Origin of the sequence: Enterococcus sp. DIV1298c (assembly GCF_017316315.1) — a bacterium.
GTDB classification, from domain to species: Bacteria; Bacillota; Bacilli; order Lactobacillales; family Enterococcaceae; genus Enterococcus_B; species Enterococcus_B mangumiae.
The window spans coordinates 1-17,235 of the sequence record NZ_JAFLWG010000067.1; the positions used below are offsets into that span (position 1 = coordinate 1).

13 protein-coding genes are annotated in these 17,235 nt (G+C 39.4%); 3 read left to right on the forward strand and 10 right to left on the reverse strand.

Features of this window, described 5'->3' with window-relative positions; genetic code table 11:
- Positions 1-559: 559 nt before the first annotated feature.
- From JZO83_RS13240 to JZO83_RS13260, 5 genes are all read right to left on the reverse strand, one after another.
- Complete coding sequence (locus JZO83_RS13240) at positions 560-2,062, reverse strand: HAMP domain-containing histidine kinase (RefSeq protein WP_206858440.1); 1,503 nt, start codon at positions 2,060-2,062, stop codon at positions 560-562.
- Positions 2,059-2,745 (reverse strand): response regulator transcription factor, encoded by a 687-nt coding sequence (locus tag JZO83_RS13245; RefSeq protein WP_010735834.1) that lies wholly within the window; start codon positions 2,743-2,745, stop codon positions 2,059-2,061. The genes JZO83_RS13240 and JZO83_RS13245 overlap by 4 nt, the downstream gene beginning before the upstream one ends.
- Before the next feature lie 178 nt (positions 2,746-2,923).
- Complete coding sequence (gene gndA, locus JZO83_RS13250; RefSeq protein ID WP_206858437.1) at positions 2,924-4,345, reverse strand: NADP-dependent phosphogluconate dehydrogenase; 1,422 nt, start codon at positions 4,343-4,345, stop codon at positions 2,924-2,926.
- Between the two features lie 203 nt (positions 4,346-4,548).
- Complete coding sequence (gene rpmF, locus JZO83_RS13255; protein WP_010735836.1) at positions 4,549-4,728, reverse strand: 50S ribosomal protein L32; 180 nt, start codon at positions 4,726-4,728, stop codon at positions 4,549-4,551.
- A gap of 57 nt (positions 4,729-4,785) precedes the next feature.
- Complete coding sequence (locus tag JZO83_RS13260; protein WP_206858433.1) at positions 4,786-5,355, reverse strand: DUF177 domain-containing protein; 570 nt, start codon at positions 5,353-5,355, stop codon at positions 4,786-4,788.
- Positions 5,356-5,586: 231 nt separating this feature from the next.
- Between JZO83_RS13260 and JZO83_RS13265 the strand changes: the two genes are divergently transcribed.
- On the forward strand, positions 5,587-6,477 hold the full coding sequence (locus tag JZO83_RS13265; RefSeq protein ID WP_206858473.1) for a LysR substrate-binding domain-containing protein: 891 nt from the start codon (positions 5,587-5,589) through the stop codon (positions 6,475-6,477).
- Between the two features lie 74 nt (positions 6,478-6,551).
- Here the strand turns inward: JZO83_RS13265 and pyk are convergent, their stop codons facing one another.
- The 3 genes from pyk to dnaE all read right to left on the reverse strand — a co-directional run bounded on the left by pyk (position 6,552) and on the right by dnaE (position 12,908).
- Entirely contained in the window at positions 6,552-8,336 is a 1,785-nt protein-coding gene (pyk, locus tag JZO83_RS13270) for a pyruvate kinase (RefSeq protein ID WP_207116052.1), read from the reverse strand.
- A gap of 128 nt (positions 8,337-8,464) precedes the next feature.
- Entirely contained in the window at positions 8,465-9,427 is a 963-nt protein-coding gene (gene pfkA, locus JZO83_RS13275; RefSeq protein WP_206858461.1) for a 6-phosphofructokinase, read from the reverse strand.
- A gap of 166 nt (positions 9,428-9,593) precedes the next feature.
- Positions 9,594-12,908, reverse strand: coding sequence for a DNA polymerase III subunit alpha (dnaE, locus tag JZO83_RS13280; protein WP_207116053.1), 3,315 nt, complete (start codon positions 12,906-12,908; stop codon positions 9,594-9,596).
- Between the two features lie 177 nt (positions 12,909-13,085).
- On the opposite strand from dnaE, the gene JZO83_RS13285 reads away from it, so the two are divergent.
- Positions 13,086-13,277: a YjzD family protein gene (locus JZO83_RS13285; RefSeq protein WP_206858426.1), complete on the forward strand. Its 192-nt coding sequence runs from the start codon at positions 13,086-13,088 to the stop codon at positions 13,275-13,277.
- Between the two features lie 49 nt (positions 13,278-13,326).
- Here JZO83_RS13285 and JZO83_RS13290 read toward each other — a convergent pair whose 3' ends face one another.
- Both JZO83_RS13290 and JZO83_RS13295 read right to left on the reverse strand, forming a co-directional pair.
- Positions 13,327-14,523 (reverse strand): multidrug efflux MFS transporter, encoded by a 1,197-nt coding sequence (locus JZO83_RS13290; RefSeq protein ID WP_206858424.1) that lies wholly within the window; start codon positions 14,521-14,523, stop codon positions 13,327-13,329.
- A gap of 152 nt (positions 14,524-14,675) precedes the next feature.
- On the reverse strand, positions 14,676-16,112 hold the full coding sequence (locus tag JZO83_RS13295; protein WP_206858422.1) for an NCS2 family permease: 1,437 nt from the start codon (positions 16,110-16,112) through the stop codon (positions 14,676-14,678).
- 294 nt (positions 16,113-16,406) lie between these two features.
- Between JZO83_RS13295 and JZO83_RS13300 the strand changes: the two genes are divergently transcribed.
- The gene (locus tag JZO83_RS13300) at positions 16,407-17,216 is read left to right on the forward strand and encodes a Cof-type HAD-IIB family hydrolase (protein ID WP_207116054.1); all 810 of its coding nucleotides are present in this window, start codon (positions 16,407-16,409) and stop codon (positions 17,214-17,216) included.
- Positions 17,217-17,235: the final 19 nt, after the last annotated feature.

The window sequence follows — 17,235 nt, forward strand, 5'->3', positions numbered from 1 at the left end:
GTTCAGTTTTCAAAGGTCTAATCTTTCTTGTTTCAACAACTTTTATATCTTAACACTTTCTTAAAAGATTGTCAACAAGTTTTTTCTTTCTTATTTAGAAAGTTTGTTGCCGTCATTCCTTAGCGACTTGATTAATATATCATCTCGTTTGTTATTTGTCAATAACTTTTTTCGTTGATTTATTAAGCTTTATATCACTTTTAAAATTAGCGACTCAGTTATTATAACATAGCTCCAAAACCTAGTCAACAGTTAAATCAAACAATTTGTTGCAGTAGTTTTATCTGCTTTGTCAGAACAAATAATAATATATCAAGGACTCAAAAAAATTGCAATAGAAAAAATGCGATTTTCAATGAATATTTTTAAAGCCGAATATTCAGCGTTTTTCTTTTAAAATCAACAGTTTTTTACTGTTATTTAATTGCATACAGCTGAAATCAAAGAATTAAAGTTCGCCTCTTTTTCAGACATCCTCCGCAAAGATCTGATTATTAGAGCAAAAGACGGCTCGCTACGTTCGATAAATCCATAAAAAAAACAAGTAAAGTATGATACTTTACTTGTCCTCTGTTCTTACGATCGGTACAAAAATCCTAAAAATCGTCCCTTGACCAACCACACTCTCAGCTAATATTCGACCTTTATAGCTTTCGACAAGTTGTTTGGCGATAGACAACCCTAAACCATTTCCACCTTTTGTTCGTGCTCTCGCTTTATCGACCCGATAAAAACGGTTGAAAATTTTCTTCAGGTCCTCTTCAGGGATTCCTTCACCAAAATCTTGGATGGCAATCTCAAATTCGCTAAGTGTTGATGAGATTGAGATATGAACTTCTTTTCTAGTCGTTGAATACTTCACCGCATTATCTAAGATGATGATGATCAATTGCTCAAAATGATTCCTAAATATTTGTAGTGTTACTTCCTTAGCTAAGTCATCATCTAGTGTAATGACATAGTCTGGATAAAGTAATTTAAAATTATTGAATACTTGATAAGTCACTTCTTTTGCATTCGTCGTTTCATTGGCATAATAAACATCTACTTGTTCTGCCCTTGAAAGATCCAGCATTTCTTGTACTAAACTTTTCATACGACTGATTTCTTGCATACTTGCGGTCAATGACTCTTCTAGAATTTCAGGATCATCTTTCCCCCAACGATTCAACAGGTTGAGATGCCCTTCAATAATTGCTACAGGGGTTCTTAATTCATGAGAGACATCTTCTACAAATTGTTCTTGCTGCTCAATATACAGACGCATACGATCAAGCATTTCATTGAAGATCTCAGCAAGGTCGGCGAGTTCATCATCTGTATCGATCTCTGGCATGTGGATATCTGATTGCGGATCTTTACGAATCGTATCCATGGTGTCTCTTAATACTTTTAACGGTTTCAAGAAGTATGAAGATAAGAAGAAGCCTAAGATACTACTTAATATCAAAGAGACGATCTCTAACACGATCAACGTCAACAAGAGATTGTTTCTTATGTCGTAGAAAGATGAAAGTTCGTAAAAGGTTTGAGTATACCCGATTTTTTCTCTCGTTTGTTTAGAATAAATAGGCTGGATCGATAAAAAACCAGTTTTTCCATCTAAGGTAACGATCGTTGGAATCTTACGCGTTGTTTGAATCAATGAACGGCTTTTTTCATGTGTTTTGAAAATCAGCTTTTCATCAAGATCGTAAACGTATAGATCCATTGAGGCTTGACCAAGTTCAGAAATAAAGGAATCGATCTTCATCAAGTTTCCTTCAATGATCGCTGTATCATCGCCAGTGCCACCAGTTTGGTCAGCATTCGTTAAATTGCGATAGGCACTGATCAACGTCAACTCTTCGTCTGAATTTGATAAACGAGAAGCTGCTTCAGAAATCGTATGTTCCACGTTCGCTCGTTCTTTTGCTACGATCAAGTTGATCGATGACTTATAAGTGATCACCGCAAAGATCGTAAAGACGACAAATATGAAGAAAGAACTTGCAAAGGCCCACTTGATTGTCAAGGATGGACCTTTAAGTTCTCTTTTTTCTGTTTTATTGTAGTTGCTCACGAGCGCATCACGTAACCAGTCCCACGTACTGTTTGGATATAACTTTCCTCACCAGGAACGTCGATCTTATTACGAAGATAACGAATATACACATCCACTACGTTCGTTTCTACTTCGGTTTCATAACCCCAGACTTTATTCAATAAAACATCACGGGCAAGTACCACATTGACATTTTCCATTAAAGTAAGTAATAGCTCATACTCGCGTTTTGTTAATTCAATGACTTCATTGCCACGACGTACGACTCTGTTTTCTTTTTCGATCGTCAAATCGCGATAAGTGATCGTTGTTTGTTTGGCTACGTTTTTATCTCCTTCGATGTCGATACGGCGTAATAAAGCACGCAGACGTGCCAACAACTCTTCGATCGCAAATGGTTTGACGATGTAATCATCTGCCCCGTGATCTAGACCTGAAACTCGGTCGATGACAGAATCTCTTGCAGTCATCATGATGATCGGTGTATTTTTTGCTTGACGCACACGACGACAAACTTCAAGTCCGTTCAATTCAGGTAACATCAAATCTAATAAAATCGCATCCCACTCATTATTCAAAGCGGCATCAAGACCTGTCCGTCCATTGTAATGTACTTCAGCATTATACCCTTCATGCTTTAATTCTAACTCGACAAATCGGGCTAAATTTTTCTCATCTTCAATGATTAGAATATTACTCATTCAATTTTATCCTTTCTCTCTCCTAGGCTTCTAAACTCCATTATTATACCGATATATATTTTTTTAATCTAAAATCATTTTATCATGGAATACCATTTTTAAAAAGAGCTGAAGTCGTTCTCTATAAATTGACCTCAGCTCTTTCTTTATTACTTATTTGTTTCGCATGTTGAAGAGTTTAATCTTCGTTATACCATGAGTAATGGAAGATTCCTTCTTTGTCAACACGCTCATACGTATGTGCCCCAAAGTAATCACGTTGTGCTTGGATGATGTTTGCAGGCAAACGTTCGGCTCTGTATGAATCAAAGTAAGCAATGGCTGAAGAGAATGTTGGAACTGGTACGCCTGCTTGAACGGCTAGAGCAACAACTTCTCGTACGGCTTGTTGGTATTTCTTAGTGATCTCAACAAAGTAGTCATCCAATAAAAGATTTTCAATGTCAGGATTAGTATCGTAGGCATCTGTGATTTTTTGCAAGAAACGCGCGCGGATGATACAGCCGGCACGCCAGATTTTTGCGATTTCACCAAATGGCAGATCCCAACCATAATCTTTTGATGCGACACGTAGCTGTGCAAATCCTTGGGCATAGCTCATGATTTTACTGAAGTACAATGCTTCACGAATTTTTTCGATAAATTCTTTTTTATCGCCTTTGAATTCAAAGTCATTTGTATGTGACAAGATTTTGCTTGCTTGTACACGTTCTTCTTTGTATGCAGAGATATATCGGGCAAATACCGACTCAGTGATCAATGGAAGTGGTACACCAAGGTCTAAGGCACTTTGGCTTGTCCATTTACCTGTCCCTTTGTTTCCAGCAGCATCAAGGATCACATCTACGATCGGTTGACCTGTCCCTTCATCGTCTTTACGTGTCAAGATATCCGCAGTGATCTCGATCAAGTAGCTGTCTAATTCGCCTTCATTCCATTCTTTGAAGATATCTGCCATCTCATCAACAGATAGACCTAGAATATTTTTCATCAAGTCGTAAGATTCAGCAATCAACTGCATATCGCCATACTCGATCCCATTGTGGACCATTTTCACGTAATGTCCTGCACCATTTGGACCAATGTAAGTCACACATGGCGTACCATCTTCCGCTTTTGCAGAGATTTGTTCAAGGATCGGTGCAACTAACTCATACGCTTCTTTTTGTCCACCAGGCATGATCGAAGGTCCTTTTAACGCCCCTTCTTCTCCACCTGAAACACCAGTTCCGATGAAGTTGATGCCAGAGTTAGCTAACTCTTCGTTTCTACGGATCGTATCTTGGAAGAAGGTATTTCCACCATCGATCAAGATATCGCCTTTGTCTAAGTGTGGTAATAATTCTTGGATGGTCGCATCGGTTGCTGGTCCTGCTTTGACCATCAAAAGGATACGACGTGGTTTTTCGATTGAATCAACAAATTCTTCGATCGTGTATGTTGCTTTGAAGTTTTTGTCTGGATGCTCTTCTACCACATCTGTTGTTTTTGCTCCTGTACGGTTGAATAGAGCAACAGAGTAGCCGCGGCTTTCAATGTTAAGGGCTAGATTTTTACCCATGACGGCCATACCGACAACGCCGATTTGTTGTTTTGACATATAAACTCCTCCTACATATGGGATATTCTCCCTAATCTCTCTCATTATAGCTTAACATGGCTTACTTGCAAACCAAATAACTACGAATCGGTCATGTTTCTTATCTTATATATTCGAAATCCAATTGTTATTTAAGAATCAAAAAATAAACCCCAAGGCTCCATGGTTAGCCTTGAGGTTTTACATTTTCTAAATAAAATGTATTAAGCTTCTTTAGACATTACGTCCTTACCATCGTAGTAACCACAACTTGCACATACGTGATGGCTTTTTTTCATTTCACCACAGTTTGGACATTCGTTCAATCCTTTGATTGTCAATTTGTAATGAGTACGACGTTTTGCTTTTTTAGCTTTCGATGTTCTTCTAGCTGGTACTGCCATTTTGCTACACCTCCTTGTAAAGTCTCGTATCAAAATTTGATACAATATATTCCAATCTTACGCTTTATCATCTTCTTCTGATGCTGAATCAAAAAATTCTGATAGTTTTGCAAGACGAGGATCTACTTTTGTCTCAGCTTCTTCCGTTTTGCGTCTTTCGTACTCTTCTTCAGATAGCACTTCCCAGTCATTTCCTTTCGGTAATTCAGTGGATTGCTCTTCTTCTTCTGTGAGTACACGCATCGGAATCGCCAATAAAATGTTGTCTTCGATCGACTCTGTCACATCAAGATGTGTTCCTTCGATCAAGAGAATCTCTTCTGAAGGTAACTGTGCATCTCTACGTTGGTATTGTTCCATCGTCATAAACAATTCATCCACAGACAGTTTGATTGGTAATTCAACTGGGGTCAATGAACGAGTAGACGGAACAGTCAGTGTCGTCTGCGCAGTGTAATGAACGAGATAGCCTTTGTTATCTACTGAGACTAGACCTTCGACTTCCACAGGCGCAACATCTAAAATTGAATCGTCTCGCTTCATAAGAGCCTTTTTTACGTCAAGGGTCTCATGAAAAGTTAACGGTGTCTCTTGGTATTTTCTCAATTCCAATAAAGACCATTTCATAGTTTCATCACTCCTAAGCAACAAAAGCTATTATACAGGGCAAAAAGTCGGTTGTCAATGAAATTTTCTTGACACCTTACACTTCATAAAAAAACATTTAGCTTGTTGGGACAAGGTTTCGATATACTTATTTTTGTTCTCACTGATTTTCTTTAACTTGTTTGATTTGATAGTCGGAAAATTATGGATTACAATAAACATTATTTATATGTTGAGGGAGCGAATCGTTTCATGAATACCAGAGATCTTGAATATTATGTTCAAATCGTCAAACAAAAAAACTTCACCAAGGTCGCTAAGTTTTTCGAGGTCAGTCAGCCAACGATCACTTATGCCATCCAACGCCTTGAAAAAGAACTTGGTGCTACGCTCATTACAAGAGATCGTTCCCATCATGAACTGATCATCACTCCTGCTGGCAAGCAATTGATGATCCACGCACAATCAGTCTTACAAGAAATTACTCTTGCCAAAGCTGAGATTGCACAATTACAAAAGAAAAAATTGCGTTTTGGCATGCCGCCTATCATTGGTAACGAGTATTTCCCAAAATTATCGAGCTACTTTATCAAGTACCAATTGATGGCACAGATCGATATCGTTGATGGTGGTTCTCGTGATCTATACGGAATGATCCATCAAGGTCGTATCGATATCGCAATCCTCGGGTCCACACAACCGATTGTCGATCATAAGCTTGAAGTCGAACGATTGTTAGATAAATGCTTTATGATCGTCGTTTCTCCTTCACACCCTCTAGCAGAGCGCACAAGCGTTTCTTTTAAGGAGTTAGCAGATGAACAATTTGTTTTGCTAAATGAGCACTACGTCCATCCTGCTGCATTTACGAAGCTTTCTAAGCAAACGCATATCGAACCAAAGATTGTTTATCAAAGTAACGATTTGAACATCTTGAAAAGCATGGTCCGGGAAAATATCGGCATCGGCTTTTTGACGGAGATCGCCATCCACCCTGAAGATAATTTGGTCGCTATTCCTCTGGCAGATACTGATCAACCACGTTTTTTGATCTCATTAGCTACACGTGCGCAACAGTTGCCAACCGTCTTACATGAAAACGTGATTGAAGTGATCCACGAATTCATGCAAACACAAAAATAGTTTACTCAAACGAAACATTGGATCACACAAAAAAAGAGTGCTGAGATTTCTCTCGGCACTCTTTTTGATGTGGATTAGATAGCTGTTGTTTCTCCGCGATATACAATACCACGACGAGCATCAACAGTAATCAATTCTCCGTCTTTGATTGTTGAAGTTGCGTCTTTCGCACCAACGATCACAGGAATATCTTGTGCAATCCCTACAACTGCTGCGTGAGAAGTCAAACCGCCTTCTTCAACAACAACTGCTGCTGCTTTTTCGATTGCAGGCATGTATTCTTTGTCTGTTGAAGGAACAACTAATACCATACCGTCTTTCGCTTTTTTGATTGCTTCTGCTGCTGATGAAGCAACGACAGCGTTAGCTACTAAAGATTGTTGTCCGATTCCTTGAGCTTCAAGCAATTTTGAACCAATCATTTGGATCTTCATTACGTTTGTTGTTCCACGTTCACCAACTGGTACACCAGCAGTGATCAAGATCAAGTCGCCTTCTGAAGCAAAGCCTAGTTCAACTGCTTTTTTCGCAGCTAATTCGAACATTTCGTCTGTTGTTGATGGTTTTTCTGCAACTGTTGGATATACACCCCAGTTAAGCATCAAACCACGTTTTGTGCGTTCGTCAAATGTAACAGCTAAGATGTCAGCATCTGGACGGTATTTAGAGATCATTTTTGCTGTATAACCAGATTCAGTTGCAGCAACGATTGTTTTAACGCCTAAGTTTTTCGCAGCACGAGCAACAGATAGACCGATTGTTTCTGTCACATCAGTTTTATCAAATTCATTTAATTGGAATGAACCTAATTCTGATAATGCCATTTCAGCTTGTTGGTCGATACGAGCCATTGTTGCAACAGCTTCAACAGGATAGTCACCATTTGCTGATTCACCTGATAGCATTGTTGCATCAGTTCCGTCAAATACCGCATTCGCAACGTCAGAAGCTTCCGCACGTGTTGGACGTGGGTTTTCTTGCATTGATTCTAACATTTGTGTTGCAGTGATTACTGGGATACCCGCAGCGTTACATTTTTTGATGATACGTTTTTGCACCATTGGTACTAATTCAGCAGGGATCTCAACACCCATATCTCCACGAGCGATCATCACACCGTCAGAAACTTTGATGATTTCATCGATGTTGTCGATACCTTCTTGAGATTCGATTTTAGGGAAGATTTGAACATGTGTCATGTCTTTTTCTTCTAAAATTTCACGGATGTCTAATACGTCTTGCGCTTTACGAACAAAACTTGCTGCGATGAAGTCGATGTCGTTATCAAGTCCGAAACGGATATCGTCAGCATCTTTTGGTGTAATACCTGGTAAACTGATTGATACGCCTGGTGCATTCACACCTTTACGTGATCCTAGCATACCTGCATTTTTAACTTCTACAACTAATTCGCGTGTTGCTTCGTCTTTTTCGATGATTTCCATGTCGATCAAGCCATCATCGAATAAGATGTGTCCACCTACATGTACGTCTTCAAAAAGACCTGGGTAAGTCACAGCGATTTTTTCTTTTGAACCAACATGTTCAGGGTCCATTGAGATGCGTGTTTTGTCGCCTACTTCAAATTTGATGTAGCCTGCGCGGCCAAAATCTTCTTCAGTTGTACCTTGAACTGTTGTACGGATTTCTGCACCTTTTGTATCTAAAAGGATACCGACATCTTTACCAGTTTTTTTAACTGCTTCACGAACCATTACCATACGAGATAATTGTTCTTCATGGTCACCATGTGAAAAGTTGAAGCGGAAGACATTTGCTCCAGATTCAATCAATTTAGAAATAGTTTCTACTGAATTACTGGCTGGTCCTAATGTACTAACGATTTTCGTTTTTTTCATTTTACAAAACTCTCCCATTCAAATTGTTTATTTAAAGCCATTCAAAGCTTAAATATCTGTTAGATATTGAGAAGACTTGCTTCTCACTCCCATATATATCTAGTGATTTATCTGACTGCTTTCCTTTATTAGAAAGAAAGTGAGTTGTTCAAGTCGTATAATGATAAATCTGGTTGGTGTTTGTTGTTTTCTAATGTATCGATGATATCAGCTTCAACGATGTCGTTGTCACGGATTCCGATACACAATCCACCTTTACCTTGTTGCAATAATTCAACAGCATGTGCGCCGAATTTACTTGCTAATACACGGTCACGTGCAGTTGGTGAACCACCACGTACAACGTGTCCTAAGATCGATACACGTGTATGATAATCGCCATATTCTGACAATTTTTCTGCAAATTCGTTTCCGCCCATTACGCCTTCAGCTAAAATGATCAAGCAATGTTTTTTGCCGCGATCGCGTCCGTCTTGGATTTTTTTAGCAACGACTGCCATGTCAAAATCATGTTCAGGGATGATGATTTCATCTGCTCCACCAGCAACACCTGACCATAAAGCGATATCTCCTGCATTACGACCCATTACTTCGATCACAAACGTACGAACGTGTGAAGTTGCTGTGTCACGGATACGGTCGATTGATTCTAATACTGTGTTGATCGCTGTATCAAAACCGATCGTGAAATCAGTTCCTGGAATATCGTTGTCGATCGTACCTGGTACACCCACTGCTGGGAAGCCACGTTTAGTCAATGCCATCGCGCCATGGTAAGAGCCATCGCCACCGATCACAACAAGTCCTTCGATACCGAATTTTTTCAATTGTTCGATTCCTTTTAATTGTCCTTCTTCTGTTCCAAATTCAGGATAACGTGCAGAGTATAAGAATGTTCCTCCGCGTTGGATCTTATCACCGACGTCTGCAACATCTAGGCGACGGATATCTCCGGCAACTAGTCCAGCAAAACCATAATTGATCCCGTAAACTTCCAATCCTTCATATATACCTTTACGAACGACTGCACGAACTGCTGCATTCATCCCAGGAGCATCTCCACCACTAGTTAAAATTCCGATGCGTTTCATATTCATCTTCACCTCATTAAATTACTTTATCCTAAGCATGACTTAGGTTTATAACCTTCTTTGTCTTAACCACGACTAACATTCTAACATTATTTTGCTCACTTGTCTTGATTTCCTGATAAAAAAATGAAAAAAAATGAAAGCAAATAGTATGTTTTACCGTAAGTTATTTGAAAACAACATTTTCTTCTTTTAAAAGGTAAGCTAATTGCTTCTTAAGACTGTCTGAGCCGTCGAGCCAAAAGGCTTCAGATAAGACGACTTTTCGTTGGTCTTTTTCATGATACATGACAACAGGAATGTATCCTGGGAATTTCTTGAACAGTTCTTGCAGTTTTTTCATCGTATCAGGCTGATCTGCTTCTTCTCTGATCCGCAAATAACACGTTTGCTCTGGATATTGTTGTTCCAGTTCTTCAGGGTCAGCGACCACTTCTGCGATCAATTGCAACTCTTGATTATATTTACTGATTTCTGAACGTCCTTGCACGTAAATCACTTGATTTTCTTTGAATAGCGGTCGTGCTTGACGATACAGCTCAGGAAAGACAGTGATCGCCAGTTCCCCGCTACTATCTGTGCCGCTGACAAAAGCCATCAATGCCCCTTTTTTCGTTCGGATCTCTCTTACTTCTTTGACCATCACTAAGACATTGGTTGCTTGTTTAGGCACGATCTCTGTGACCAAATGGACTCGCTTTGCTAATTTCAGTCGTTCGTAACCTTCTGTTGGATGACCGGATAGATAAACACCCAGATATTCTTCTTCCAATTGCAGTTTCTCTTCGAGGGTATAATCAGCAACTTCTTCTTCTTTTAAAGCCATGATATCCAATAAATCTAAACTACCGCCACTATATAAGATGTTTTGGATCTTACCTTCTAAATCCAACATCAACTGTCTGCGATTTGCTGCTAATTCATCAAACACACCAGCTGCGACCAACGTTTTCAGTAAGTCCAACTTCAGCCAACGTTTATTGATCCGTATCAAAAACTGATCTACGGAACGAAACGGCCCTTCTTCTTTTCGTTCACGGATGACCTCTTCAACAAAATCTCTACGAACCCCTTTGATTGCGGTCAATCCAAAGCGGATCGTTTCTTTGTCTGTCAACTCAAAACCATAAAAACTTTGATTGATCGATGGCGCTGTCAGTTTTAGTTTATACTTTTTCGCCTCAGCAATATACTCTTTTAGCTTTGCAGTATTGTGACGAACAGAATTCATCAAACTTACAAAAAATGCGCCGGGATGATGTGCTTTTAGATAGGCCATTTGAAACCCGACAAAGGAATAAGCAAACGCATGGGAACGGTTGAAACCATAGTTTGCAAAGCGTTCGATGTATTCGTAGACTTCATTCGCTTTTTCGCTACGGTATCCTTGTTGGACTGCCCCATTCACGAAATGATCTCTTTCTTCATCGATGACTTCTTTTTTCTTTTTACTGATTGCTCGCCTTAAAATATCCGCTTGGCCAAGAGAGAAGCCCGCCATAGTTGAAGCAATTTGCATGATTTGTTCTTGATACACGATGACGCCATACGTATTTTTTAAAATCGGCATCAATGAATCATCAGGATAATGGATTTTTTCTTTCCCTTTCTTCCGAGCAATAAATGTATCGATGTTCTGCATTGGTCCGGGTCGATATAACGCATTGACCGCCGCGATATCCTCGATGTTTTCTGGTCCTAGTCTTCGTAGAACATTCCGAATCCCCGCAGATTCAAATTGGAAAACACCAGTTGTTTCTCCTTGCTGAAAAAGCTGTAATGCTTTGGGGTCATTCAATGGGATTTCTTTTAGTTGGATTTCTTTGTTCTCGATTCGTTTGATTGCTTTGACTGTGTAATCAATGATCGATAGATTTCTTAATCCAAGGAAATCCATTTTTAGCAATCCGATTGCTTCAACATCATTCATTGTATACTGAGTCAAATATGCTTCATCTGATCCTTTTTGTAAAGGAACTAACTCTAAAAGATTTTTATCGCTTAAAACGACTCCCGCCGCATGCGTGGAAACGTGTCTGGGCAATCCTTCAAGTATTTTAGCTGTTTGGAACAACAATTGATTTTTTTCGCTCGCCTGTACTAACTCAACCAGTTTATTTGATGTACGATAGGCCTCAGCCAAAGTCATTTTCAATTGATTAGGAATTGCTTTGGACCAACGATTGGCTTCGCTTTGCGATAGACCAAAGACGCGAGCGACATCTCTTAAGACCATTTTAGCTGCCATGGTTCCGAAAGTTGCGATCTGTGCCATATGATATTGCCCGTATTTCTCTCGGACATAGATCAGCACTTCTTCTCTTCGGTTGTCCGGAATGTCTAAATCGATATCGGGCATCGTAAAACGTTCAGGATTCAAAAATCGTTCAAATAGCAAGTCATACTCCAGTGGATCTACATCAGTGATCTCTAGGACATAAGCAACTAATGAACCCGCAGCTGAACCACGCCCAGCACCTGTCACGATATTGTTCTCGTGAGCAAAAGCCATGACATCCCAGACAATCAAGAAGTAATCATCAAATCCCATTTGGTGGATCACTGACAATTCATAATCCAAACGCTCTTGATACGCCTTATCAACTTGTGCCACTCGTTTCTTTAATTGATTTTGACAAAGTTCTTGCAAATATTCTCCAGCAGAACGATTGTCTGGCACAGGATAATGTGGCAGTAACTTTTGATGGAATTGAAATTCAAACGTGACCGATTCAGCTAACTGATGCGCATGCTTTATCGCCTCTTCTAAGCCTGCTGCTAAAAATCTTTGACGTAATTCTTCTTCAGCAATCAGAAAGCCTCTGCCTGAATCCCGAGTTGTTTGTCGTACTTCCTCAAAAGAAAGTTGTGTTCCTTCACGAAGATGTTTCATTGTTTCCAAAGAAAAAAGCTCTTCTTGATGTAAGCTGGCAATCGGATGTAAGGCACAAAGTTTAAATTGGTTTGCTCGTAAATAAGCAAGCCATTCCGGCGCTTGCGTTGGTGTTTCTTCTGTCACACCGACATAAAAATGGGAAGACAGTACTTTTTCTTGTAACATTTGCCAGTGCTTATCAAATGAAGCGGACACACCATAATCGTCAGCAAGCGAGTGTTTTGTTGGTAAAACGACTAGCAAATGGTCGAGTTCGTTGATTTCATGAAGCTCAATGTTCTCCTGGATCATTTTTTTACTCGAAAGTTTGATCAATTGTTGATAACCTACAGCATCTTTTGCATAGAGTAATAATTCATAGTATCGTTCTTCAAATAAATAGGTAAGATTTAATCCAATGATCGGTTGGATTTTTTCATCCATACAGATACGGTAAAATTCTGCTGCGCCAGATAGCACATTCTTATCTGTGATCGCTAATGTATGATAGCCTAGTTTCTTTGCTTCTCGGACGTATTCGTTTATGCGAATCGTACTTTGCAACAAAGAATACGAGGTGATCGTATAAAGTTGTGGAAGAAACATTTTACATACCACCTTTTCATTTAACTTTCTGTTCTTCTGTCCTTATCGTTCTTATTTCACTCAGATGAACGTGTCGTTTATTCCTTTTTGACGCCACTCATTGCCTTTGGACGCTTGTTTCTCCCTTTACATTCCAAAAAAATCTGGTAAACTGAACTTAGAAAAGAGGTGTTTGATATGCGATATATCGTCACATTGTTTTGGGCAGTCATTTTAGGTCAAGTGGTTGGCTATATTGGTGGTGCATTAACGAGTAGCCCTTATGATTTTACTATGACGACTATTATTTCATTAGTTGCGGGATTGATCGTCATTTTGATCAGCGCTGCTGCAACACCTAAAAAAGAAACGACATCATCACATTCCTAAAAGCCGAACAGATTGGAGTATTCTCCAATCTGTTTTTTATTTTGCTTGATCATAGTTTTTGATGTAATACTTTTCTAAAATTGAACAGTGATAAAAGGATATTGGTTAGAACAAAAAGACTCGTCACAATAAACACTGCACTATAATTGTACGCATGGGCAATCGTTGAACCTAGCATTGGTCCTAAAACTTGACCAAAGTTCGTAAACATCTGGTTGTAACTGTATACTCGGCTAACCCCTTCTTCAGGTGTGATCTTGCTAATCAATGTATTGATCGATGGCATCAACGCACCTGTTGAAAAACCTAATATGAAGCGTAAAATCCCTAGTTGTAATGGTGTCGTTACAAACGCCATTGGTAAATAGCAACATAAAGATAAAACCAACCCTGCTAATAGAACTTTTTGATTTCCTATTTTATCCCCTAGCTTCCCAAGTCTTGGCGAAGAAAAGACGGCTGATACTCCTGAGACTGAAACAATCAAGCCACTCACAAATAAAATATTTGATGTATCACCGCTGAGTTCTCGAATATATAATGTCAAAATCGGACTGATCGTCGTGATCCCTAACTGTAAAATCAACGTAGTGATAAACAAACCGACTAAAACAGAAAAGTGATCCATTTTAGCAAAGACTTCTTTCGTACTGATCAGATCTTTCTTCTCAACCGGTTGGAAATCTTCTTTTACCATGAAAATCGTTAAGATCGTGGTGATCAGTAATAACCCTCCAGTAATCAAAAAGACATTTTCCATTCCGAACCATTGCGCCAAAGCGCCCCCCATCGATGGACCGATCAATGTGCCTGCAACTGCTCCAGTAGAAAGTGTGCCTAACGCCCAGCCACTTTTCTCTTTTGGTGCTTGTGAAGCAATCATCGCTGTCGCATTAGGTATGTATCCAGATAAAATCCCATTAAAGAAACGCATGACCAAAAGCCAATACGCATTTGGTACAAAGGCTAGTGACCCCATAGTGATCGTCATTCCGGCGGCTGCTCGGATCATCATCATTTTTCTTCCTTTTCGGTCAGCTAAGTTCCCCCAAATAGGCGCAACGATTGCCGCAGCAAAAGCTGTTACTGAAATCGCCAGTCCCGAAAATAATTCGATTTGATCCTTTGGTGTACCTAGTTGTTCAACGTATACTGGAATAAACGGCATGACTAAACTGATACTTGAACCAGTAAAGAAGCAGCCTATCCAAGCTACAAATAAATTTCTCTTCCATTGAATCTTCATTCATCACCCTTCTTTCGTCTCTATTATCATACCTATTTTTCTACCTGTGTGCAACGTATGTGCCGGTATCGTTCGTTTTTGCAAAAGAGGAACTAGACCAAAAAAAATAGAAGCAAAGGGTCAACCGACTCTTTACTCCTATCAATTGTCATTTAAATAACTGCTAAAATAACAAAGTTGAGGATGAATAAAATATCAACAACCCATAAAGCAAATGAAATCTCGTTTGTTTTGCCTTTGATGACTTTCATGATCGTATAGAAGATAAAACCAGCAGCGATTCCGTAAGAGATGCTGTACGCTAATCCCATAAAGATCGAAGCAAAAAATGCCGGTAAAGCTTCTTCCATATCTAACCAATTGATGTCAGCAAAAGATGCCATCATCATCACACCTACTAAGATCAATGCCGGAGCAGTTGCTTGTGCTGGCACGACAGCGATCAGTGGAGAAAATAAGCTACTTAAAGCAAATAATGCGGCTACGACAACTGAAGTCAAACCTGTACGACCACCAGCACCGATACCAGCTGCTGATTCGACATACGTCGTTGTATTCGATGTTCCGAAAATCGCACCAATCGATGTTGCAATCGCGTCAGCGAACAACGCTTTATCCATTTTAGTTTTGAATCCTCGTCCGTCTTCCAAGGCTTCCTCATCTTCTTTAGAGAAAATACCTGTACGTCGTCCAGTACCGATGAACGTACCGATCGTATCAAATGTATCGGATAAACTAAACGCAATGATCGTCATCAGTACTTGTGGGATCTTAGAGCTATCGCTGAATAAAGATTGCATCCCTTCCGCACCAAATGCTGCACCAAATGTTGTGCCTAGTTCATTGATTGAATTGCCTAAAGAATTTTGTTCCCAATCGATCGTTCCTAGATCGACAACCCCCATCAAAATTCCGATGATCGTTGTGACTACGATACCGATCAAGATTGCACCACGAACATTTTTAACAACTAAGATCGATGTCAAAACTAACCCAATGACAGCTAATAGGATCGGCGCATTATTAAAGTTTGCCAGTTCAGGTACGATTCCGCCATTGATCGTCACATTTGTTACTTGACCGTTGTCAACGACAGAGCTAGTGATTGCTGATTGATCCGCAGAAAAAGACAAAAGCCCAGCATTTTTGATCCCAACATACGCAACAAAAATCCCAATACCTCCACCGATTGCATGTTGTAAACTCTCAGGAATCGCATGGATGATCATTTTACGTATATTTGTAACGGTAATAAATACATTGATCAATCCACAGATAAAGACCATAGCTAATGCTTCTTGCCAAGAATAACCTAACCCAAAGACTACTGTAAAAGTAAAGAAAGCATTTAGTCCCATGCCTGGTGCTTGTGCATATGGCACATTGGCAAATAACCCCATCACTAAAGTACCGATGATCGATGCGATGATCGTTGCTAAAAAGACTGCTTGAAACGGCATCCCAGAAGCTGATAAGATCGTCGGATTAACAAATAATATATAACTCATGGCAAAAAAGGTCGTTACACCTGCCATTACTTCTGTTGGTACGTTTGTATTATTTTTCTTTAGTTGGAAAAACTTTTCCATAAAAATTTCCACTCCCTGATTTTTTCTAACGGACTACATAATAATATGTAAAATAAATCCAAATCCATTCCCCCGTCGAACATTTATAAATTATATAGAGATTTCATTCGTATTTCAATAGAAAACTATATAAAAAGTTAGTTTATTCTAAAAATGTTCGTGTTTTACCGGTTTTTTTCTCCTTCTTTTCTCTCTTCGCTCATTAGCATCTCCTTTTCAGAAAATTTTTCACCTTGTTTATTCATCGAAATATGCTAGACTGAAACAAATCGTTGTTTGAAAGGAATGACAGCATTGAACAAAAAATTGATTGCGATCGACTTGGATGGAACAACTTTGAATCCTGATTCGATCATTACGAATAAAACCCAACAAACATTGAGAAAAGCCATTGATGCTGGCCATCATGTCAGTATTGCAACAGGTCGTCCTTATCGAATGAGCTATCAGTATTATCAACAGTTAGAATTGACTACCCCAATGGTCAACTTTAATGGTGCGCTCGTGCATATCCCAAACCAACAATGGGCTGGCGAGCAAGAAACACTGATCAATAAAGAAATCGTTTTTGAGATCTTAGCGCAAAAAAATCAATTGAACCTAGACTTTATCGCTGCGGAGAATCGCGATACTTTCTTTATCGATACGTTTGATTTTTTTGATGCAAAATTCTTTGCTTCACCAAATCCTAAACCAGAAAATCTACTGTCTCCTCGAAATCTAACAACTAATCCTACGTCCTTATTGGTACGTACGGAAAAACAATACGCCGAACAAGTTTCTGCTGAACTGACACGGCAATTTGGAAAACACGTAGATGTAAGGACTTGGGGAGGTCCGATGGCGATTTTAGAGATCGTTTCAAAAGGGATCGAAAAAGCAAAAGGAATCCATCAAGTGGCGAATCATTTATCGATCGAACAAAAAGATGTCATTGCTTTTGGTGATGAGCATAACGACTTGGAACTTCTCGAGTATGCCGGCTGGGGTGTTGCGATGGCTAACGGTACGGAGCAACTCAAAGGAGTAGCCAACGATGTCACTGAGCAAACAAACGAAGAAGATGGTCTGGCAAGTTACCTTGAAAAGTTACTTTCATTATAAAAAAAATAGTTCAGAAGAT